A 19,121-nucleotide genomic window follows, 5' to 3' on the forward strand; every position below is an offset into this window, starting at 1 on the left:
CAAGACTCATGCTGGCAACTGCCTCGCTGATAGCCATGTACCGCGTACGGCGCAATCGTACGTAATCATTCAAAAAGCCCGGTAGGTGCGCAACTTGTTGCGCACCTGTTTTGGTTGTTAATGATTATATGCTGATTGTGTTGTGTGTCATTCTTCTGCGTTGGTCAACATAACGGGCTGTTCCCATCACTTGATAGAATCGGATGTGCGAGAACACTTCCATTGCACCGCAAAATTTTAATTATCGCCAGCACCTGGAGATCTATGTCGCCTATCGTTTTCGTGCCCGGATTGCTCTGTTCAGCAGAAGCCTTCGCCGCCCAAATCGCAGCTTTGTGGCGGTTTGGACCTGTTACTGTCGCGTCGACGCTGGAAGGCAAATCAATCGCCGAGATGGCCGCCGCGATTCTCGCCGCAGCACCTTCGCACTTTGCGCTCGTCGGCATTTCAATGGGGGGCTATATTTGCCTTGAGATAATGCGACAGGCACCTGGGCGCGTGCTTAAGCTAGCGCTTCTAGACACGTCGGCCCGCCCGGATACTGCCGAGCAGATCGAACGACGCAGGGCTTTGGTTGCTAACGCCCAAACGGGGGACTTTCTGACGCTGGCGACAAACGCTTTGGGTTCAATTGTTCACCTTTCTCGACAGGGCGACGCCAACCTCCGCGAAATAAACGTCCGTATGGCTACGGCAGTTGGTGTCGAGGCTTTTGCCCAACAGACTGATGCAATTATCACGCGTATCGATAGTCGTCCCAGCCTATCGGCCATATCCATACCTACGCTTGTGCTCGTCGGAGATTCGGATCCTCTCACGCCGCCAGAACAGTCTGAGGAGATTGCTGCGGCTATTCCCAACGCGAGATTGACGGTCGTGCCTCAATGCGGCCATGCGTCAACACTGGAACAACCTGACGCCGTTAACAGCGCCTTGATCGAGTGGATCACCAGCCCGTAGGTGGACTTTGAATGATCGCCGTCTTAAGCCTGCTGGCAAGTTACCAGATGATGGCATCACGGCACTGGAAAGCTTGAACGGCCGCTATCGAGGCTTTTCTCAAAGGACCGCTCTTGGCCGACCTCAGCTTTTCCATACCATATCAATGATCAGGCAAAGGGCCGATCATGCAGATGCCGGTGCACCGACAGGCTGGCCCCCAGCCAGCCGAGCATGCCAGCGAAACCCAGGAGGGCCAGGACGTGCCACCAGAGCAGGCCGTGGAGTGACAGGACGATGCTGTAGGTCTGCGCGAGCGACTGGATGCGCGGGCTGAGCAGGTGCATGAGCCACGCCACCAGCGCCCAGGCGAAGACGCCACCCATCAGCCCTTGCAGGAAGCCAAAATACAGGAAGGGGCGGCGGACGTAGGCGCGCGTGGCGCCCACCAGGAGGCTCACGGAGATCTCATGCCTTTGGGTGAGGATCTGCAGGCGGATGGTGTTGAAGATGATGATCATCAGCGCGGCCCCCAGCAGACCGGCCAGCATCAGCACGGCGCTGCGGCCCAAGTCGACGATGGCATGCAGGCGTTCTACCCAGGCGGAATCAAGCTGGACCTGGGCGACCTCGGGCAACTTCAGGAAGTAGGTTTTGAGTTCGGCAAAGTCAGCAGGGGTGCTGTTGGCCGGCTCGATGATGAAGGCATCCGGCAGGGGGTTTTCCTGCAGGCTGCCGACCACATCGGCAAAGCCGCCACTGGCGGCAAGCTGCTTGAGGGCTTCATCCCTGGCGATGTAACGCACGGAGGCGATCCGCGCATCCTTCTTCAAGATTTCTTGTAGGCGGAGCGCGTCGGGGCTGGGGATCTCTTTTTTCAGGAAGATGCTGATCTCGGGCTTGCCGGACACGCCCTTGGCCAAGCCTGCAAAATCATCCAGCACGGCGTACATCAGCGCAGGCAGTGTGAGGGCGATGGCGATCACCAGTGCCGACATGAAGGAACCAAAGGGTTTGCTCAGCAAACGCAGGGCGGCTTCGAGCAAAGCCAGCAGATGGGATCGGAACCAGTTATTCATCTTTCAGGCTCCCCTGGACCAGTTCGATACGGCGCGCGCCATAGGGGGAGAACAGTGTGTCATCATGGGTGGCCAGCAGTACGGTCACACCCGCAGCGTGGAAGCTGCGGAAGAGTGCCGCAATCTCGCGGGCATAGGCGGGGTCGAGATGCGCGGTGGGCTCATCTGCGATCAGGATAGTGGGGCGATTGACAATGGCACGCGCAATCGCAACCCGTTGCTGCTCGCCCCCGGAGAGGGTCATCGGCATGGAGCCTTCGTGGGCGCTCAAGCCGACTTTCTCCAGCGCGGCATGGGCGCGGCGCAGGGCTTCCTGCTCGTGCAGCCCGGTCACCCGCATGGGCAGCAGTACATTATCCAGCACGGAGCGATCCATCAACAGGCGGTGGTCTTGCATCACCAGGCCCAGGCTGCGCCGTAGATAGGGCACCTGGCTGGATTTGAGCTTGCCCACATCCTGCCCGCTGACCCACACACTGCCGGAGGTGGGGCGCTCCAGCGCCGCAATCAGCTTCAAAAGCGTGCTCTTGCCCGCACCGGAGTGCCCGGCAAGGATCACCAATTCGCCATGCTTGATCTCGAAGCTGACGTCGCAGAGGGCTTCGTGCCCTCCGGGGTAGCGCATGGTTACTTGGTCAAACTGAATCATTGCCTGTGTTTCGTAGGTAAAAAGTTAGTGGGGCTGGTGATCAAACTGGCGATCCAGCCAAGCATAGGCAAAGTCCTGTTCTTCCTGTACGAAGACATGCCCAAGGGGCCAGAACCGGGTTTCAAACCGCTTGCCCGCGCCAAACGCGGCCCACACCTGCACCATCTTGGCATAGGCCGTCTTGACCGATTCGACCGGGAAAAGTGGGTCCTGTTCCCCGGCAAACATCAAGGTGGGTTTGGGTGCGGCCAGACTGGCTACGTCCGGGTAGTCCAGAAAACGCATCAGCCCCGGGTGGGCCATCATCCAGGCCGAGCCCCCCTTGAGCTGGTTGTTGCCCGGCACCATCAGGCCGTCGGCGGTTGCCATCCAGTTGACCGCCACTGTAGCAGTGATGGCATCCGACAGGGCTGCCGCCTGCCAGGCGCGAAAGGCCCCCATCGAAAAACCGACGGCAGCCACCTTGCGGCGGTCCACTTCCGGCAGACTCGCCACAAAGGCGGCGGCGCGCGTGTCTTCCAGCGCCATCAAGCCTGCAATGGAGCTGCCCATGTTCACGAAATTCGCGGCCAGCGCCTGCTGCATGTCGTAGGTGAGTGCGCCACGGTCGCCCCAGCCCAGCGCATCGGTGGCAAACACCACGTAGCCACGCTCAGCCAGGGCGTCCCCCGGAAAGCGCTCGCTGAAATACTTCTTGGCCCAGGCCTTAGCAGTAGCAAGTTTGGCTTCATCACCCCAGGGCTGGATGAGTTTTTCCTTGCCAATGTCGAACTTGGCGCCATGGTCGTGATACATCACCGCCGCCGGGAACGGCCCCTTGCCCTTGGGCACCAGCAGCAGGCCCATCACACGGCTATCTGCCGTCAAGTTGAAGGCGATCTTGCGGGCGACGTAGCTGCCACGATCCTGCTCTTCCAGCACCTGTGGTTCAAAAGGTGTGGCATCGGGCTGCTGCAGGCTCAGTTCCCACACCTTGGTCCGCCCGGCTTTCTGCCATGCGGCCAGATCCTTGGTGGCGGGAGTCCAGGCCAGCGGGAAGTTCAGGCGGGCCTTGATCTGCGCGGTCATCACCGGCAGGTTGTCCTTGGTCACTCCAGTGCTCTGCACAGGCTTTTCTGCCGCCGCAAGGTTCAAACTCGTTGCCATCAACAGGGCTCCCGCCCAGATACCCAATGTGCGTCCCATTCTGCCTCCTCCCAGACTCCATGCATGTTATTGCGCCTGTTCGCCTTCTGTCGGGCTCAGTAGCGCATCCACAAATTCTTCTGCAATAAAGGGTTGCATATCTTCAATGCCCTCGCCCACCCCGATGAAGCGCAGGGGCTTGGGATGGGTGCGCGCAATCGCCGCAATCACCCCACCTTTGGCGGTGCCATCGAGCTTGGTGATGATGAGCCCGGTCACCCCGACCGCCTTGTCGAATGCCTTGAGTTGGGTGAGCGCGTTCTGCCCGACGTTGCCATCGAGCACCAGCAGCACTTCATGGGGGCCGCTGGGGTCGGCCTTCTGGATCACGCGGCGCACCTTGGCAATTTCTTCCATCAGGTGCAGTTGGGTGGGCAGGCGCCCGGCGGTGTCGATCATGACCACATCAATATCACGTGCGCGGGCAGCGGCAATCGCGTCGAATGCCACGGCGGCGGGGTCGCCCCCTTCCTGCGCGATCACGGTCACGTCGTTGCGGCGGCCCCATTCCATGAGTTGCTCACGTGCAGCAGCGCGGAAAGTGTCTCCGGCGGCGAGTAGCACGCTCTTGCCCTCAGCACGGAACTGGTGGGCAAGCTTCCCGATCGAGGTCGTCTTGCCCGCGCCGTTGACGCCCGCGAGCATCATGATGAAGGGCTTGTGGGTATTGGTTTGCAGGGGAGCCTGCAAGGGGTGGAGCAATTTGGCAAGCGTTTCAGCCAGGGCTTGGCGCAGTTGTTCGCCGTTTTCAAGCTTGTCCTGCTTCCAGCGCCGCCGCATTTCCGCGAGAAGGGTATTGGTGGCCTCGACCCCGCAGTCAGCCATCAACAGGGTGGTTTCCAATTCTTCGAGCAGGTCGTCGTCAATCTTGCGGCGGCTGAACATGCCGCCGAGCGAGCCGATCTGCTCACGCGTGCGGGACAGCCCCGCCTTGAGCCGATCCAGCCAGGAACGAGGCGCTGCAACAGGCTCTGGCGAAGCGGGCGCGGTGGCCGGAGCAATCACCGGTGCGGGTGCCGGGGCGACAGCCGTGGGTTCTGCTGGTTTGCTTTTTTTGAAGAAACTGAACATTTCGAATAATGAGGGGCTTAGCGTCGGAATTGGGGCAAAATCTGGCCTAAGCTCGTAGTCTAGCAGAATGGTTCCCTGCGCCTGACAATCCACGTCAAGCCCCCTTCATCCTCTTGCCGGAAAGCTCCGAAGCAAGGATACTCGCCCCCTTGTCGATCAAGCATGACAATGGAGCAGGTTTGAGCCGGATTCGCATCATAGGTGGGCAGTGGCGCTCGCGTCTTATCGAGGTCGCGGAGTCAACAGGTCTTCGCCCGACGCCTGATCGGGTGCGGGAAACCCTGTTCAACTGGCTGGGCCAGGACTTGAGTGGCTGCCGCTGCCTGGACCTGTTCGCCGGTAGTGGCGCCCTGGGGTTCGAGGCCGCCTCGCGTGGCGCCCAAGAGGTTGTGATGGTTGAATCCGCACCGAAGGTGCTGACCCATCTGCGACAAGCCAAGGCGGCTCTGGCGGCCCATCAGGTCAAGGTCGTGGCAAGCGACGCCCTGGCCTACTTGGCTGGCGCGCATGGGCATTTTGACGTCATATTCCTTGACCCGCCCTATAACCTGGGCTGGCTCGAAAAACTGGCCCCGAAGCTGGATGCTGTGATTGGAAACGATACCCGCCTGTACGTGGAAAGCGAATACGCAGTTGAACAATTGTGTGGTTTAAGCTCCATCAAATCCGGTCGCGCCGGGCAAGTGCACTATCAGCTCCTGCATCCCCCTGCAAACAAGGACAATCATGGCTAACAATCTGGCGATATACCCAGGCACCTTCGACCCGCTGACCCGTGGCCACGAGGATCTGGCCCGTCGCTCTGCCAGGCTTTTCAACAAGGTCATCGTTGGCGTGGCAGACAGTCGGGGCAAGCACCCCTTGTTCTCGCTTGAAGAGCGCGTAGAGATCGCCCGCGAAGTGCTGGCCGACATCCCCAATGTGGAGGTTTTCGGCTTCTCGGGCCTGCTCATCGATTTCGTGCGCGAGCATGGCGCACGCAATATCGTACGCGGCCTGCGCGCAGTCTCCGACTTTGAATACGAATTCCAGATGGCGGGCATGAACCGCCGTCTCCACCCGGATGTGGAAACCGTCTTCCTGACGCCCGGCGAAGAGCATATGTTCCTGTCCGCCACCATCGTCCGGGAAATCGGCCTGCTGGGTGGCGAAGTGGGTAACTTCGTCCACCCTTCGGTGGCCGAACGCATCCGCCAGAAAATTGCCCAACGCAAAACCCCATCCAGTTCATCTATCTAGTTAGACAGAAAGCAAAGAGAGCATGGCACTCACGATTACAGACGAATGCATCAACTGCGATGTATGCGAGCCCGAATGCCCCAATTCCGCCATTTCGCAAGGCGATGAAATCTATGAGATCGACCCGGGCAAGTGCACCGAGTGCGTCGGTCATTACGACGAACCCCAGTGCCAGCAGGTCTGCCCGGTCGACTGCATCAACGTGAGCGAAACCCACGTTGAGAGCAAGGACCAGTTGATGGCCAAATTCATCAAGCTGACCAGCAAGGCCTGATCTCCGGCATCAACCGGGGACAAAAAAATGGCGCCTGCTTCATGCAAGGCGCCATTTTTCCGGCTTGTGGGGGCTGTCAGGCAGCCATATTGCCTTGCTGGGGCGGGGCATCAAATCCCTCAACGGCCACCCCCGCCACATGGGCAAGCTGGCGTTTGAGCGCATTCAATTCGGCAATCTGTTGCAGCAGGGAGCTTTCGGCCTGCAGCAGTTCGTTGATGCGCTCTTCCAGGGTGCCAGTCGCTTCATGGACGCGCTTGACACTATCGAGCCTGCGCCGCAGTTGCAACTGATACTCACGCACCTGAGTCTCCAGCGGAGCCATCACGGCTCGCAGCCAATGTTCGATATCGCGGTTGGCAACTTCAAAGGTATGGCGCGCTTCCAGAGCGATGGTTTCGAAGAAGCGCTGGGTGACGGTGTTTTTCCAGCGCACATAGACCTTGGTGGTGTTGATCTGCTCGTTGAAGGCTTTCTCCAGCCGTGCAATCTCGCGCTCATACTGCCAGAACGAAAAGGTGCTCGGCGGGGTGAGCTTCAAACCGTGCTCAACGCTGAAACGCTTGTACATCGCGTCAAGCATGTTGGTGATCTCCTCGATATCCTGAGAAGAGTTGCGCAGGCGCTCACGCAGCATGTCGAAGTAGTTGCGCATGGCTTCGCGCAGCCCTTCGGTAAACTTGGCCATGGTCATCGCCTCACGGGTGCGGCGCGTTTCAACCCTAACCGCATCCATGCCGATGTGGGTGAACACCCGGTTGGAGATGTTGGTGAACACGCTGCGCACCGCATGGTATTTCTTCAGGCCGGATTCAAACTCGTCCTTCTCCTGGCGCACCTTGCGCATCATGTATTCGATCACGCCCTGGTTCTTGCCCCGCAGGTCGCTCATTTCCTGCAACTGCTCGCGCAGGCCGCGCAGGCGGGCGCCGAGCAATTCATCGCCACGGCGCAGGATATCGCCGCACTCGACGAGGACATTGTCACGCAGCAACTGCTGCCGCCCGGGCAACAGTTCGGTGGTCAGCGCGTTTTCCAGGCGCATCACGCGGGAGCGCGCCAGCAACTGGGCATCCCGATTGACGCGGGCATACAGCGCCTTCTGCGCCGAGACGGGGAAGATCATCTCGCTATCGATATTCAGGGTCTCCGCCACCGAGGCCACCTGATTATCGATTTCCGTCTTGATCTCGGCATCCGTGCGCATGCCGTCCCACAAGCCGTCAATCTTGTTGAGCACCACCACGCGACCACGCGTATGCCCACGCCCGGCGTTGACGTGCTTTTGCCACACGGCCAGATCACTTTGCGTAACCCCAGTATCTGCAGCCAGAATGAACAGCACCGCATGCGCGTTGGGCAGCAGGGAAAGGGTTAGCTCAGGTTCCGAGCCAATCGCGTTCAACCCCGGGGTATCGACAATGATCAACCCCTGCTCCAGCAAGGGGTGGGGGAACTGGATGATGGCGTGGCGCCAGCGCGCAACCTCCACCAGCCCGTCGGCATCGGGCTTAGCCCCTTCGATGCCAGTTTCATCAATCTGGAAGCCCAGACGCTCAGCCTCTTCACGCGGCACGCGCTTGGTCTCGCTGACCCGCTGCAAGGCCCGCTGCATGCTTTCCGTGTCTTGCAAGGCGATGGGTTCCAACACCCATTCGGCGGGGTCACGGCGCAACTCTGAGACGCTCTCGGAGCGTGCCCGCGTCTCGATCGGCAACAGGCGTACTCCTGGCTGCTGCCCTTGCTCCCACTGCAACTCAGTGGGGCACATCGTGGTGCGGCCAGCGCTTGAAGGCAGAATCCGTGTGCGATAGTCCGAGAAGAAGATCGCGTTGATCAGCTCCGACTTGCCCCGGGAAAATTCGGCCACGAACGCCACCACCAGCTTATCTTCCTTGAGCCGGTCAATCAGGTACTGGATGCGCATGTCCGTCTGCGCGTCCCCCAGATCGTTGTTGGCCAGCCAGGTGCGAAGCTGCTGAATGGAATGGCCAACGTCGCCACGCCATTGGGCAAAAGCGGAAAATTGGTCAGTCAAAGCCATAGTCAAATTTCCCAGATGGGGATCTACACGGTAGTGCTGCCCAACCATAAGGGCAACACCTTCAAGGTTTACTCTAATCGCGTAGGATATGCGTCTACCTTTGCCCTTGCAATCAGGGACAAAGGTTTCCGGGGTCACGCCACATCATTCCTTACTTTTTCTGACAAACGGGGCAGAAAAATGTCGCCCTCTGCCCCATTACGCACCGTAGCACATCAGCGCCACAGACCCGGCATGCCTCACCCTCCCGGCCATACACGGCGTACTGTTGCTGAAAGTACCCCGATGAGCCATCGCTGTGCACAAAATCCTTCAGGCTGCTGCCCCCTGCGGCCAAAGCGGCCTGCAAGGTATCCGTGATACAGGCCACCAGACGCTCACATTTGCGCAGACTCAAGCGCCCCACCGGCGTCTGGGGGTGGATGCGGGCGCGAAACAGGCTCTCTGAAGCATAGATATTGCCCACCCCCACCACTTGGTGGGCATCCATGATGAAGAGTTTCACTGGCGTCTTGCGTTCCCGGCTCATCGCCCACAGCGCCTGGGCATCAAAGGAGGCGTCCAGCGGCTCCGGCCCAAGCCCGGCCAACAAGGGGTGGTCCTCCGCTGGGGGCGCCAGCAACAGGACGGCACCAAACCGCCGGGGATCACGCAGACGCAGAACTTCTGTGCCCAATACCAAGTCAAAATGGTCATGCTTGGCAGGTGCAGTGCCACGTGGCAAAACGCGCAGACTCCCGGACATGCCCAAATGCAGGAGCAACACCCATGCCCCCACATCAATCAGGATGTACTTGGCCCGCCGACGGACGGCACGAATCTCCTGCCCCTGCAGGCGCTGTGCCAAATCAGGGGGGAAGGGGTAACGCAAGCCATCGTGGCGTACCACCACGGCTTCTACCCTCTGCCCGAGCAGATGTGGTGCAATACCCCGACGGGTGATTTCAACTTCAGGTAGTTCTGGCATGGCTCATGCACAGTGGCTATTACTGATAACATGGTGCCTGATGTATGACTTCAATACCAGATAACGCTCTCCCCCAGCCTGGATTTCTACTCAGAATGCGTCCATCCCGATTACTGAAACACGCTTTGCTGCTCGCCGGTATTGGCCTGATTGCCAGCCATTCCCCCGCATTTGCCCAGTCCACGCGCAGTGAGGGTGACAAGGGCAAGCCCGCGACCAAGGCGCCTACCATTTCCAGTGCGGAGTACCTGCTCCAGTCCTTCCTGAGTGAAGTGGCCGCCCGCCGTGGTGACCCCGGCGTGGCTGTGGGCACCTACCTAGGGCTGGCACGCAAGACCAATGACCCGCGCATGGCCCGCCGCGCCACCGAGATCGCCTTGCAGGCGCAAGACCTCCCCATGGCAGCCGAAGCGGCACGGGTCTGGTTGAGCATCGAACCAGATTCACAGCTTGCCTTGCAGATGACCACCGCCATCACAGCGGAGACGAGCAAGAAGCTGGAGGACCTGGAAGCCTCGCTCAAGGTTCAAATGGAGAAGCAACCCGGTCGGCGTGCCGCCATCCTGATGCAATTGCCCCAGTTGATGGCGCGCTACCAGGACACCCAGGCCAACCGGCAGGCAATCTTCCGCCTCAGTGAGCCCTACCTGAAGCTGCCGGAAAGCCATTATGTCCGCGCCGTAGGGGCGGCCATGGCACAAGACACCCAGACAGCCACGACCGAAGTCGCCACGGCGCTCGCGCTCCGCCCGGACTGGGAAGAAGCCGCCATGCTGCGCTGGCGCATCACCCCGGCCACGGAACGCAAGGCTGGAATCGAAACCCTGCACCAGTTTGGCGAAGCCAACCCGCAGGCGGCAGATGCCCGTCTGACCTATGTGCGCTGGCTGACCGGCGAGAAACGCGATAGCGACGCCCAGGCAGCCGCAACCAAACTGCTGGCCGACATCCCGGATAACGATGAGCTGCGCTACGCGGTGGCTGGTGTGCGGGTTGAAACGGGGGACTGGGCAGGTGCCGAGGCGTTGGTGCGCGAGTTGCTCCAACGCGACTTCCGCGATGCAGACCTGCTGCGCCTGCAACTGGCGCAAATCGTGGAAGAGCAGAACCGCCCCCAGGAAGCGCTGCAACTCTATGGCGACGTGCCGCAAGGCAGCCAATACCCGGCTGCCATCGAACGTCAGGCCCGGCTCTACTTCAAGCTGGGGCAGGCAGGCGAAGCACACAACGCGCTGCAACAAGCCATTCTGGAACAGGCAGAAAACGCCAACGTCTTCCAACTTGTGGATGCCGACTTGCTCCGCCAGGAGGGCAAGAATGCAGAATCCTTCAAAGAGCTGGATCAGATCCTTGCCCGGGAACCAGACAATCTGGAAGCACTGTACATGTCTGCCTTGATTGCAGACCCACTCAAGCATTACGACGTGATGGAGCAGCGGCTACAGCGCCTGATCACGCTCAAGCCCGATTACGCACAGGCCTACAACGCCTTGGGCTACTCCTACGTGGAACGCAACACCAAGCTGGATGAAGCTGCCACCCTGCTCGAAAAAGCCGTCAAGCTTGCGCCAGAGGATGGCGCAATCCTGGACAGCATGGCTTGGCTGCGTTTCCGCCAAGGCGACTACGCCAGCGCCAAGGACTTCGCCTTGCGCTCCATGGCCTTGCTCAACGACCCGGAAGTGCAGGCCCACTACGTTGAAATCCTTTGGGTCAGCGGGCAAAAGGATGAGGCGCGCAAAGCTTTCAACGACGCACGCAAGGCCTTCCCCAACAATGCGACGTTGGAGAGCTTGAAGAAAAAATTGGGGATCAAGCCGTGATGAAAAACCTCACCCGCCCCCTGCGCTACCTGCTCCTGTTGTTGGGATTGGCCCTGCTGGCGGGCTGCGCGGAGACCCCCAAGACGCCCACAGACATTCCACCGCGCCCCGCCCGGGATTCCATCTCGAGCTTCTCGCTCAGTGGCCGCGCCATCATCAGCCGCAGCGGGCAGGCCAATACCGTCCGCATATTATGGGAACACTCGCCCGCAGCCGATAACATCGGTTTTGCCACCCAGCTCCAGGGCATGATTGCCGAGTTGCGCCGCGACGCGGGTGGGGCACGCTGGACCACTGCGGCAGGCGATTACTACGACGCCCGTAACGCGGACGTGCTGATCGCCCGTCTGACCAAGGAACCGGTGCCGATTGCCGCCTTGGCACTGTGGGTGACCGGACGCGTCACCCCGGAGGCAACCGACGCCCAGCGCGACGACAAAGGACGATTGATCAGCGCAGCTGACCACGGCTGGGTGATCAAGGTAATCAGCTACGAAACCGATCTGCCCAACGCCATGCCCAGCGTGATTGAAGTGCAAAGCCCGACGGTCCAGATCCGCATCGCCTTTGAGGAATACATCGTTTGAACGCAGCGCTGCTGAATTGCCCGGCTCCGGCCAAGCTCAATCTGTTCCTGCACGTCACCGGGCGGCGCGCCGATGGCTACCACACACTGCAAACAGCGTTCCGCATGCTGGATTACGGCGATTTGCTGGATTTCCACCTGCGCAAAGATGGCAGACTGCAGCGCACCAATGAGGTAGCGGGCGTGCCTGCCGAGCAGGATCTGGTGATCCGTGCCGCCCGCCTGCTCCAAGAAAAGACTGGTACCCGCCTGGGGGCGGATATCACCGTGACCAAACGCATCCCAATGGGCGGTGGTCTGGGTGGCGGCAGTTCGGATGCGGCCACCACGCTGATTGCACTGAACCGGCTCTGGCAAACCGGGGTCAAACGGGCCACCTTGCAGGCGTGGGCACTCAGCCTCGGCGCAGACGTGCCCTTCTTCATCTTTGGTCGCTCTGCTATGGCCGAAGGCGTAGGTGAGGCACTCACCCCTTTGAGCTTGCCAGCCGCTTGCTACGTGGTTATCGAGCCACCTGTATCGGTCCCCACCGTCGAAATTTTTCGCGCAAAAGACTTGACGAGGGACACACCTGCACTCATAATTGATGGCTCTGCGGTTGACGATCTTTTGCAGACATTTCAGCGCCGGGCGCGAAATGATTTGCAACCGATTGCCTGCAGGTTGTACCCGGAAGTCCAGCATGCGCTGGATGCTTTATCGAGATTCGGGGCGGCACGGATGAGTGGTTCCGGCTGTTGTGTGTTCTTGGAATGCGCAAGTCGGCAGCAAGCAGAAAACGTTGTAACTGCATTGCAAAGTAACCACAAAATCTGGCATGCTATAGGTCTTGATGATCATCCACTTAGAACATGGTTGGATGACTAAGAAATTGCATGTCGGGTAGGTTGTTTGCGTTGGACTTACCAGGCAGAAAAGATTGTTGGGGAGTCGCCAAGTTGGTCAAGGCACCGGATTTTGATTCCGGTATTCGAAGGTTCGAATCCTTCTTCCCCAGCCCCCTAAGTTCGGGCAGGTCACAGTCGAGACTGTCGGCCTGCCCGATTTGTTTCTACCAACGCAATCTCACGAGGTAGTCATGGCTTACCGCAGCCTGATGGTCTTCACTGGCAACGCCAATCCCAAACTCGCAGCAGACGTTGTCAAGCGTCTCGGCATCTCTATCGGTTCCGCCACAGTAGGTCGATTCTCCGACGGGGAAGTGAACGTTGAGCTTCTGGAAAACGTTCGTGGCAAGGACATCTTTGTCCTCCAGCCAACTTCCGCGCCCACGAACGACAACCTGATGGAACTGCTCATCATGGTCGACGCGCTCAAGCGCGCTTCTGCCGGGCGTATTACCGCAGCCGTGCCCTACTTCGGCTACGCCCGTCAGGATCGCCGCCCCCGCTCCGCACGCGTGCCCATCACCGCCAAGGTGGTGGCCAACATGCTGCAGGCAGTGGGTGTGCAACGCGTGCTCACCGTTGATCTGCACGCCGATCAGATCCAAGGCTTCTTCGACATCCCCGTCGACAACATCTACGCCACCCCCCTGCTGCTCTCGCACCTACGCAAGAGCGAACAGTCGGGTGACCTGATGGTCGTCTCCCCCGACGTGGGTGGCGTGGTGCGTGCGCGTGCTGTGGCCAAACAGCTTGAAACCGAGCTGGCCATTATCGACAAGCGTCGCCCCAAGGCCAACGTATCTGAAGTCATGAACATCATCGGGGACGTGCGTGACCGTACCTGTGTGATTGTGGATGACATCGTCGACACCGCCGGCACGCTGTGCAAGGCCGCCCAAGCGCTCAAGGAACACGGCGCCAAGCGCGTAGTGGCCTACATCACCCACGCAGTGCTCTCCGGCGCTGCGATTGCGCGGATCAATGACTCCGAGCTGGACCAGCTCGTCGTCACCGACACCATCGCGCTGCGCGACGAAGCCAAGGCCTGCCCCAAGATCAAGCAGGTTTCCATCGGCGCGCTGCTGGCAGACACCATGCTGCGCATCAGCAACGAGGAATCCGTTTCCTCCTTGTTCATGGACGAATAAGTTGTTGTATCATTGATGGTTTCTGGCGGTGCCACAAGGCACCGCTTTTTGTGTAGGCAAGTCCTGGTCGCGGGTTCTTGCCATTTACTTTGGAGTAATACTCATGCAATTTACCGTTAAAGCCGCCAAGCGTGATGCAAAGGGAACGGGTGCGAGCCGCCGCCTGCGTCACACTGGCACCACCCCCGGCATCATCTACGGTGCCGACAAGCCCGCCGTGCAGATCTCCCTGGATCACAACGACCTGTTCCACGCCCTGCGCAACGAAGCTTTCCACTCCTCAGTGCTGAGCATCGATGTGGATGGCGCCAAGGAAGTGGCCGTACTGCGCGACGTGCAATGGCACCCGTTCCGCCAACAAGTGCTGCACATCGATTTCCAACGCGTCGATAGCACCCACGCCATCCACCTGAAGGTGCCGGTCCACTTCATCAACACCGACATCTGCCCGGGCGTCAAGCTGCGCAAGGGTACCTTCTCGCACACCATCAATGAGCTGGATGTGAAGGGGCTGGCCAGCGACATGCCCGGATTCATCGAGATCGATGTCAAGGATCTGGACACCGCCGCCCTGCACCTGCGCGACGTGAAGCTGCCCAAGGGAATCGAACTGGCCCACAGCACCGATGGCAGCAAGGTTGTTGCCTCTATCGTCATCAGCCGCGCTGCTGAAGCCGAAGCTGCTGCTGAAGCTACAAGCGCTGGCGAAGGTGAAGCCAAGGCCTGATGGCACAGCCAGCTCCCAAGCTGATTGTCGGCCTCGGTAACCCCGGGGCCGAATATACCGAAACCCGGCACAATGCCGGGTTTTGGTTTTGTGAGCGCTTGGCACAAGACCTCGGCGTCACGCTCTCGCACGAACCCCGGTTCCATGGTTATGTTGGCCGCTCACGCGAAGCAGACGTATGGCTGCTCATGCCCCAAACCTACATGAACCGCTCCGGGCAATCCGTTCTCGCTCTGGCCCACTTCTACCGCATCCTGCCCAATGAGATCCTCGTTGTGCACGATGAACTGGATATCCCCCCTGGCCACCTGCGCCTCAAGTACGGCGGCGGTCTGGGCGGACACAACGGCCTGAAAGACATCACCGCCCGCCTGTCCTCGCAAGACTACTGGCGCTTGCGGATTGGCATCGGACACCCCGGCGACAAGAACGAAGTGGCAAACTACGTGCTGAACCGCCCCCGGCGCGAAGAGCAAGGCGAAATCGATCAGGCCATCGACCGAGCACTGACCGCCTGGCCCAAGATCGCCAAGGCGGACTGGAATTCCGCCACCCAACATATCAATGCGCGCCCTGCGGCGCCGAAGGAAAAGACATGAGCCTCAAGTGCGGCATCGTCGGCCTGCCCAACGTGGGCAAGTCCACCCTGTTCAACGCCCTGACCAAGGCAGGCATTGAAGCGGCCAACTACCCCTTCTGCACCATCGAGCCCAACGTGGGCATCGTCGAAGTGCCCGATGCGCGCATGCAGGCTCTCGCAGAGATCGTCAAGCCGCAGCGCATGCAGCCTGCCATTGTCGAATTCGTCGACATCGCCGGGCTGGTCGCAGGCGCCTCCAAGGGCGAAGGCCTGGGCAACCAGTTCCTCGCCAACATCCGCGAGACCGACGCCATCGTCAACGTGGTGCGCTGCTTCGATGACGAAAACGTGGTGCACGTCTCCGGCCGCGTCGACCCGCTCGCCGACATCGAAACCATCCTCACCGAACTGGCGCTTGCCGACATGAGCGCGGTGGAAAAGGCCATCCAGCGCGAAAACAAAAAAGCCCGTGCCGGGGACAAGGATGCCCAAAAGCTCGTCGCCCTGCTCGAGAGCATGCTGCCCCACCTCAACGAAGGCCAACCAGCACGCACCTTCAAGCTCTCCGATGACGACAAGGCCCTGCTGCGCCCGCTGTGCCTGATGACCCTCAAGCCCGCCATGTACGTCGGCAACGTGCTGGAAGACGGCTTCGAGAACAACCCCCACCTGGACCGCCTGCGTGAGCACGCCGCCAAGGAAGGCGCCCCCGTCGTCGCCCTCTGCGCCAAGATCGAAGCAGAACTCGCTGACCTGGAAGACGAAGACAAAATGGCCTTCCTCGCCGACCTCGGCCTCGAAGAACCGGGTCTGAACCGCCTGATCCGCGCCGGCTACGAACTGCTGGGGCTGCAAACCTACTTCACCGCAGGTGTCAAGGAAGTCCGCGCCTGGACCATCCACAAAGGCGACACCGCCCCCCAAGCCGCTGGCGTGATCCACACCGACTTCGAAAAAGGCTTCATCCGCGCCCAAACCATCGCCTACGAGGATTTCATCCAGTACAAGGGCGAGCAAGGCGCCAAGGAAGCAGGCAAGATGCGCTCGGAAGGCAAGGAATATGTGGTACGCGACGGCGACGTGCTGAACTTCCTGTTTAACGTCTAAACACGTTCTCTCTTCTCACGGCATGACAAGCCGGCGTAGAATCCCCGACATGGCCCCGCAGATGCGGGGTTTTTCATTTCTCCCCACTTTATCGAATACCGTCCCATCTCACACATATACGCCATTCCTTTGCCGACCCAAGCTGTGGAATTGCTGCGAGCGCTGCACGGTATCACCGGCCGCCATGTCTACGTATTCCCCAGTCGCGACAACAAGGGTAAGCCAACGGCCGTGGCATCGTTCCGGCAAATGCTCAATATCCTTGACTGGGGCAGCAAGTACAGCCCTCACACAACCCGCGCGACGGGCAGCACACGGCTGAACGAAATGGGATACACCCCACAAACTGGATAGAGCGCCAGCTAACCTACGCGCAGCCCCAACGCCGTGCGCGCCGCACCTACAACCACGCCGAACACTTGGCCGGCCGGACAAAGATGATACAGCGATGGGCGGACATGCTGGATACATGGAAGAAGGGCGACGGCGCCAAAGTTGTCCCGTTGCACGTGATCGCAGCATGAAAATCAAAGGAGTCAAATCTTGAGCCGCTGATCGAAGCGGGCGTAGCCGATAGCGATTGTGTGGACGCCGAAATTGTTGCGACCAACTTTGAACGGCTGGTTGTGAGCGCCAACAAGGGCAACCGCGCGACAGTTAAAGAATTTTTAGCGCTGGCTTCCGCCTAGGCAGGCAGCGAAACGCTCCAAGATGCGAGCATGTGGCTCGAAGAACATATTCCGGCGGGCCTCAAAGAGTACAAGGACTTCTGCGGCTTCGAGGAATCTCCCGACTGGAAGACTCTTGAGGGCGTCTACACCGAAATGCTGCCGAAACTTACCAAGCTATATTGCGTATTCGGATGAAATTCAGGAGTTATTCCAATTCCAACCCCAGCAGCCTCTCGATATTCTTCTTCAAAGCTACCGTTCATTTTAAAACTCGCTCCGAGCCAGCCTGCCACAGAATAGTTGCTCTGCATTTCCGTTCGACAGGAAACTGCAACTGTACAGTGTGAACGATCTTCATGTTTGGCAAGCTATACTGCGGCTCCTAGCCAGTGGCGGGCTAATCAAAGATGCTTATATTTCAGCCAGCTAGGCAAAATTTCATGCATACACGTATCATTTTGCGAAAGATTTTGCTAGAAGCTTCGAAAAGTATCCAAAGCATGACAAATTACCCACGTAAAGCAGCTATCTTCAGAAAAATAGAATGCTCAAACAACGTAATAAAATAAACGCATTGACCTCCTTGAGGTTCTTCGCTGCGGCGCTTGTTGCGTTTCAACACGCAGGCTCGACCGGCGCTTTTAAGTTTGGAATTCACCTTTTTGACACACGTACAGCCGTGTCCTTCTTTTTTGTTCTCTCTGGGTTCATTCTTAGCCACGTATATGATCGCCTCGATTGGCGTTCCGGTTTTGGCGACTTCATTGCTGCACGAGTAGCACGACTAGTTCCGGCTCATTTGGCTACGGCTCTGCTCGCTATGTACATGCTTGGCATTCCACGAACACTAGAAGAAATGGGGATAGCCCTGCTAAATTTGACAATGCTTCAATCATGGGTACCATTAACAAAATGGTATTACTCATTAAATGCGGTTAGCTGGAGCATTTCAACAGAAATGTTCTTTTATTTTGTTTTTCCATTTGCAATTGCTCTTGCCAACAACAAGCCCCGCAGACTAGCCGTTATAACCATTGGAATTGTTCTTGGATCAATCGCCGTTGCGACTAGTCTGCGACTATCGCCGCTTGAGGCCACTCCCGGAGTTACCGCGTGGGGATTGCTTTATATTTCGCCGCTAACTCGAGTGGCAGAGTTCTTGATCGGATTGCTGGCCTATCGTTTTGCATTTAAATTCCACAGCCGCTCGGTAGCCTGGTCCATGCGAAGGGCCTCATCCTATGAGATAGCTGCAGTAATCTTCGCTTTTTTCACAATGGTTGCTTGTACGCGTTTGGCGGAGACACTCGACGGGGTTGCTCCTCAAGCCAGCGTATGGATTCGGGTAGCAGGGCCTAGCGCTGTATTTGGGCTTTTGATTGCCATAATTTACGGCGAGAGAGGGGCTTTCTCGAAGATACTTGGTTGGCGTCCACTAGTCTACCTTGGCGAAATGAGCTTTGCGCTCTACCTTGTGCACCAGCTTATCCTTCGTTGGATTTTTTCAAATTTTAGACCTCAAGCGGAAGCACATTGGGCATTCTTCTACACGTTTTTCTGGGTGGTTTCCTTAGCTGGATCTGCGTGTATATTCCATTTTATTGAAAGGCCAATTCGTTTGCCCTTACGTGCTCTTCTGGAAACTACATGCGGCAATAGGAAACCGACGACGTCCCCCCGGAATTGAGTAGCGCCTGACTTTAGAACCCAATCCCACCCCATCAAGGAGATTGGGCATGAAGAAACGTTTTACAGAAGAGCAGATCATTGGTTTTCTCCGCTCAGGCGCCGGTTATGTTCAACGTTCCTAAGTACCAGCTTCCCGTCATAGCGAACATCTCTTTAGGGGCATTTGCAACTGATGGCCAATCCCTAATATATCAATATGGCGGAACGTCTCCGGAAACGCAGGCTGGTTTTGAACGGAATACGCACTATGTCGACCTTAGAAACCTCTTGAGGTTTCTAAGGTGTAGCGTTTCGCGCATGTCATTACGCTGCGGCCTGTACCTTTTCATAACAGGACAACACACCACACAGCACCAAGCGCAATCCCCTACGCGCTCAAAAATTTTGATGTTCTTCCAGACTCCGCCCACGTCCGCCAGCCTGTAGCATTGAACGTGGGACAACTTAGGCAAGCCT

General features: G+C 58.6%; 19 protein-coding genes and 1 tRNA gene. 14 read left to right on the forward strand and 6 right to left on the reverse strand.

The features are described 5' to 3' along the window. Nucleotides 1-264 precede the first annotated feature (264 nt). A complete protein-coding gene (locus B145_RS0114715; protein ID WP_018608348.1) occupies nucleotides 265-960 on the forward strand; it encodes an alpha/beta fold hydrolase in 696 nt (231 codons plus the stop codon). A gap of 149 nt (nucleotides 961-1,109) precedes the next feature. Here the strand turns inward: B145_RS0114715 and ftsX are convergent, their stop codons facing one another. Genes ftsX through ftsY form a run of 4 tightly spaced genes read right to left on the reverse strand, consistent with a single transcriptional unit; the run spans nucleotide 1,110 to nucleotide 4,923 of the window. Then, complete coding sequence (gene ftsX / locus B145_RS0114720; RefSeq protein ID WP_018608349.1) at nucleotides 1,110-2,018, reverse strand: permease-like cell division protein FtsX; 909 nt, start codon at nucleotides 2,016-2,018, stop codon at nucleotides 1,110-1,112. Next, nucleotides 2,011-2,667 carry a cell division ATP-binding protein FtsE gene (locus B145_RS0114725; protein ID WP_026259160.1) on the reverse strand — a complete coding sequence of 219 codons (657 nt, stop codon included), beginning with the start codon at nucleotides 2,665-2,667 and terminating at the stop codon, nucleotides 2,011-2,013. The genes ftsX and B145_RS0114725 overlap by 8 nt, the downstream gene beginning before the upstream one ends. A gap of 24 nt (nucleotides 2,668-2,691) precedes the next feature. Next, the gene (locus B145_RS0114730) at nucleotides 2,692-3,852 is read right to left on the reverse strand and encodes a dienelactone hydrolase family protein (protein ID WP_018608351.1); all 1,161 of its coding nucleotides are present in this window, start codon (nucleotides 3,850-3,852) and stop codon (nucleotides 2,692-2,694) included. 27 nt (nucleotides 3,853-3,879) lie between these two features. Further along, nucleotides 3,880-4,923, reverse strand: coding sequence for a signal recognition particle-docking protein FtsY (gene ftsY / locus B145_RS0114735; protein WP_018608352.1), 1,044 nt, complete (start codon nucleotides 4,921-4,923; stop codon nucleotides 3,880-3,882). A gap of 149 nt (nucleotides 4,924-5,072) precedes the next feature. Between ftsY and rsmD the strand changes: the two genes are divergently transcribed. Genes rsmD through B145_RS0114750 form a run of 3 tightly spaced genes read left to right on the forward strand, consistent with a single transcriptional unit; the run spans nucleotide 5,073 to nucleotide 6,436 of the window. After that, nucleotides 5,073-5,657: a 16S rRNA (guanine(966)-N(2))-methyltransferase RsmD gene (gene rsmD / locus B145_RS0114740; RefSeq protein ID WP_018608353.1), complete on the forward strand. Its 585-nt coding sequence runs from the start codon at nucleotides 5,073-5,075 to the stop codon at nucleotides 5,655-5,657. Further along, a complete protein-coding gene (gene coaD / locus B145_RS0114745) occupies nucleotides 5,650-6,162 on the forward strand; it encodes a pantetheine-phosphate adenylyltransferase (RefSeq protein ID WP_018608354.1) in 513 nt (170 codons plus the stop codon). The genes rsmD and coaD overlap by 8 nt, the downstream gene beginning before the upstream one ends. A gap of 22 nt (nucleotides 6,163-6,184) precedes the next feature. Then, complete coding sequence (locus tag B145_RS0114750; protein WP_018608355.1) at nucleotides 6,185-6,436, forward strand: YfhL family 4Fe-4S dicluster ferredoxin; 252 nt, start codon at nucleotides 6,185-6,187, stop codon at nucleotides 6,434-6,436. Nucleotides 6,437-6,512: 76 nt separating this feature from the next. Here B145_RS0114750 and B145_RS0114755 read toward each other — a convergent pair whose 3' ends face one another. Together B145_RS0114755 and mutM are read right to left on the reverse strand one after the other, a co-directional pair. Then, entirely contained in the window at nucleotides 6,513-8,480 is a 1,968-nt protein-coding gene (locus tag B145_RS0114755; protein WP_018608356.1) for a dynamin family protein, read from the reverse strand. Nucleotides 8,481-8,631: 151 nt separating this feature from the next. After that, nucleotides 8,632-9,447, reverse strand: a complete 816-nt coding sequence (mutM, locus tag B145_RS0114760) for a bifunctional DNA-formamidopyrimidine glycosylase/DNA-(apurinic or apyrimidinic site) lyase (protein WP_018608357.1) — start codon at nucleotides 9,445-9,447, stop codon at nucleotides 8,632-8,634. 95 nt (nucleotides 9,448-9,542) lie between these two features. Between mutM and B145_RS0114765 the strand changes: the two genes are divergently transcribed. From B145_RS0114765 to B145_RS0114815, 10 genes are all read left to right on the forward strand, one after another. Further along, nucleotides 9,543-11,270: a tetratricopeptide repeat protein gene (locus tag B145_RS0114765; protein WP_018608358.1), complete on the forward strand. Its 1,728-nt coding sequence runs from the start codon at nucleotides 9,543-9,545 to the stop codon at nucleotides 11,268-11,270. After that, nucleotides 11,270-11,857 carry an outer membrane lipoprotein LolB gene (locus B145_RS0114770; RefSeq protein WP_018608359.1) on the forward strand — a complete coding sequence of 196 codons (588 nt, stop codon included), beginning with the start codon at nucleotides 11,270-11,272 and terminating at the stop codon, nucleotides 11,855-11,857. The genes B145_RS0114765 and B145_RS0114770 overlap by 1 nt, the downstream gene beginning before the upstream one ends. Further along, nucleotides 11,854-12,723 (forward strand): 4-(cytidine 5'-diphospho)-2-C-methyl-D-erythritol kinase, encoded by an 870-nt coding sequence (gene ispE, locus B145_RS0114775; RefSeq protein ID WP_018608360.1) that lies wholly within the window; start codon nucleotides 11,854-11,856, stop codon nucleotides 12,721-12,723. Before B145_RS0114770 ends, ispE begins: the two co-directional genes overlap by 4 nt. A 56-nt stretch (nucleotides 12,724-12,779) precedes the next feature. Next, nucleotides 12,780-12,853 (forward strand) — tRNA-Gln (locus tag B145_RS0114780). Between the two features lie 81 nt (nucleotides 12,854-12,934). Continuing rightward, entirely contained in the window at nucleotides 12,935-13,891 is a 957-nt protein-coding gene (locus B145_RS0114785) for a ribose-phosphate pyrophosphokinase (RefSeq protein WP_026259163.1), read from the forward strand. Nucleotides 13,892-13,994: 103 nt separating this feature from the next. Beyond that, the gene (locus B145_RS0114790) at nucleotides 13,995-14,618 is read left to right on the forward strand and encodes a 50S ribosomal protein L25/general stress protein Ctc (protein ID WP_018608361.1); all 624 of its coding nucleotides are present in this window, start codon (nucleotides 13,995-13,997) and stop codon (nucleotides 14,616-14,618) included. After that, nucleotides 14,618-15,217 (forward strand): aminoacyl-tRNA hydrolase, encoded by a 600-nt coding sequence (gene pth, locus B145_RS0114795; RefSeq protein ID WP_018608362.1) that lies wholly within the window; start codon nucleotides 14,618-14,620, stop codon nucleotides 15,215-15,217. The genes B145_RS0114790 and pth overlap by 1 nt, the downstream gene beginning before the upstream one ends. Beyond that, nucleotides 15,214-16,305 carry a redox-regulated ATPase YchF gene (gene ychF, locus B145_RS0114800; protein WP_018608363.1) on the forward strand — a complete coding sequence of 364 codons (1,092 nt, stop codon included), beginning with the start codon at nucleotides 15,214-15,216 and terminating at the stop codon, nucleotides 16,303-16,305. The genes pth and ychF overlap by 4 nt, the downstream gene beginning before the upstream one ends. 719 nt (nucleotides 16,306-17,024) lie before the next feature. Then, complete coding sequence (locus tag B145_RS28730; RefSeq protein ID WP_018608365.1) at nucleotides 17,025-17,171, forward strand: hypothetical protein; 147 nt, start codon at nucleotides 17,025-17,027, stop codon at nucleotides 17,169-17,171. Nucleotides 17,172-17,520: 349 nt separating this feature from the next. Further along, nucleotides 17,521-18,663 (forward strand): acyltransferase family protein, encoded by a 1,143-nt coding sequence (locus B145_RS0114815; protein ID WP_018608366.1) that lies wholly within the window; start codon nucleotides 17,521-17,523, stop codon nucleotides 18,661-18,663. Nucleotides 18,664-19,121: the final 458 nt, after the last annotated feature.

The sequence above is a fragment of the Uliginosibacterium gangwonense DSM 18521 genome (genome assembly GCF_000373965.1).
Classification (GTDB): domain Bacteria; phylum Pseudomonadota; class Gammaproteobacteria; order Burkholderiales; family Rhodocyclaceae; genus Uliginosibacterium; species Uliginosibacterium gangwonense.

What these genes read in the sequence shown, in the direction of transcription:
- B145_RS0114715 (WP_018608348.1), top strand. Translation starts at nt 265, where the DNA reads ATGTCGCCTATCGTTTTCGTGCCCGGATTGCTCTGTTCAGCAGAAGCC.
- ftsX (WP_018608349.1), bottom strand. Translation starts at nt 2,018, where the DNA reads ATGAATAACTGGTTCCGATCCCATCTGCTGGCTTTGCTCGAAGCCGCC.
- B145_RS0114725 (WP_026259160.1), bottom strand. Translation starts at nt 2,667, where the DNA reads ATGATTCAGTTTGACCAAGTAACCATGCGCTACCCCGGAGGGCACGAA.
- B145_RS0114730 (WP_018608351.1), bottom strand. Translation starts at nt 3,852, where the DNA reads ATGGGACGCACATTGGGTATCTGGGCGGGAGCCCTGTTGATGGCAACG.
- ftsY (WP_018608352.1), bottom strand. Translation starts at nt 4,923, where the DNA reads ATGTTCAGTTTCTTCAAAAAAAGCAAACCAGCAGAACCCACGGCTGTC.
- coaD (WP_018608354.1), top strand. Translation starts at nt 5,650, where the DNA reads ATGGCTAACAATCTGGCGATATACCCAGGCACCTTCGACCCGCTGACC.
- B145_RS0114750 (WP_018608355.1), top strand. Translation starts at nt 6,185, where the DNA reads ATGGCACTCACGATTACAGACGAATGCATCAACTGCGATGTATGCGAG.
- B145_RS0114755 (WP_018608356.1), bottom strand. Translation starts at nt 8,480, where the DNA reads ATGGCTTTGACTGACCAATTTTCCGCTTTTGCCCAATGGCGTGGCGAC.
- mutM (WP_018608357.1), bottom strand. Translation starts at nt 9,447, where the DNA reads ATGCCAGAACTACCTGAAGTTGAAATCACCCGTCGGGGTATTGCACCA.
- B145_RS0114765 (WP_018608358.1), top strand. Translation starts at nt 9,543, where the DNA reads ATGCGTCCATCCCGATTACTGAAACACGCTTTGCTGCTCGCCGGTATT.
- B145_RS0114770 (WP_018608359.1), top strand. Translation starts at nt 11,270, where the DNA reads ATGAAAAACCTCACCCGCCCCCTGCGCTACCTGCTCCTGTTGTTGGGA.
- B145_RS0114785 (WP_026259163.1), top strand. Translation starts at nt 12,935, where the DNA reads ATGGCTTACCGCAGCCTGATGGTCTTCACTGGCAACGCCAATCCCAAA.
- B145_RS0114790 (WP_018608361.1), top strand. Translation starts at nt 13,995, where the DNA reads ATGCAATTTACCGTTAAAGCCGCCAAGCGTGATGCAAAGGGAACGGGT.
- pth (WP_018608362.1), top strand. Translation starts at nt 14,618, where the DNA reads ATGGCACAGCCAGCTCCCAAGCTGATTGTCGGCCTCGGTAACCCCGGG.
- ychF (WP_018608363.1), top strand. Translation starts at nt 15,214, where the DNA reads ATGAGCCTCAAGTGCGGCATCGTCGGCCTGCCCAACGTGGGCAAGTCC.
- B145_RS28730 (WP_018608365.1), top strand. Translation starts at nt 17,025, where the DNA reads ATGTGGCTCGAAGAACATATTCCGGCGGGCCTCAAAGAGTACAAGGAC.
- B145_RS0114815 (WP_018608366.1), top strand. Translation starts at nt 17,521, where the DNA reads ATGCTCAAACAACGTAATAAAATAAACGCATTGACCTCCTTGAGGTTC.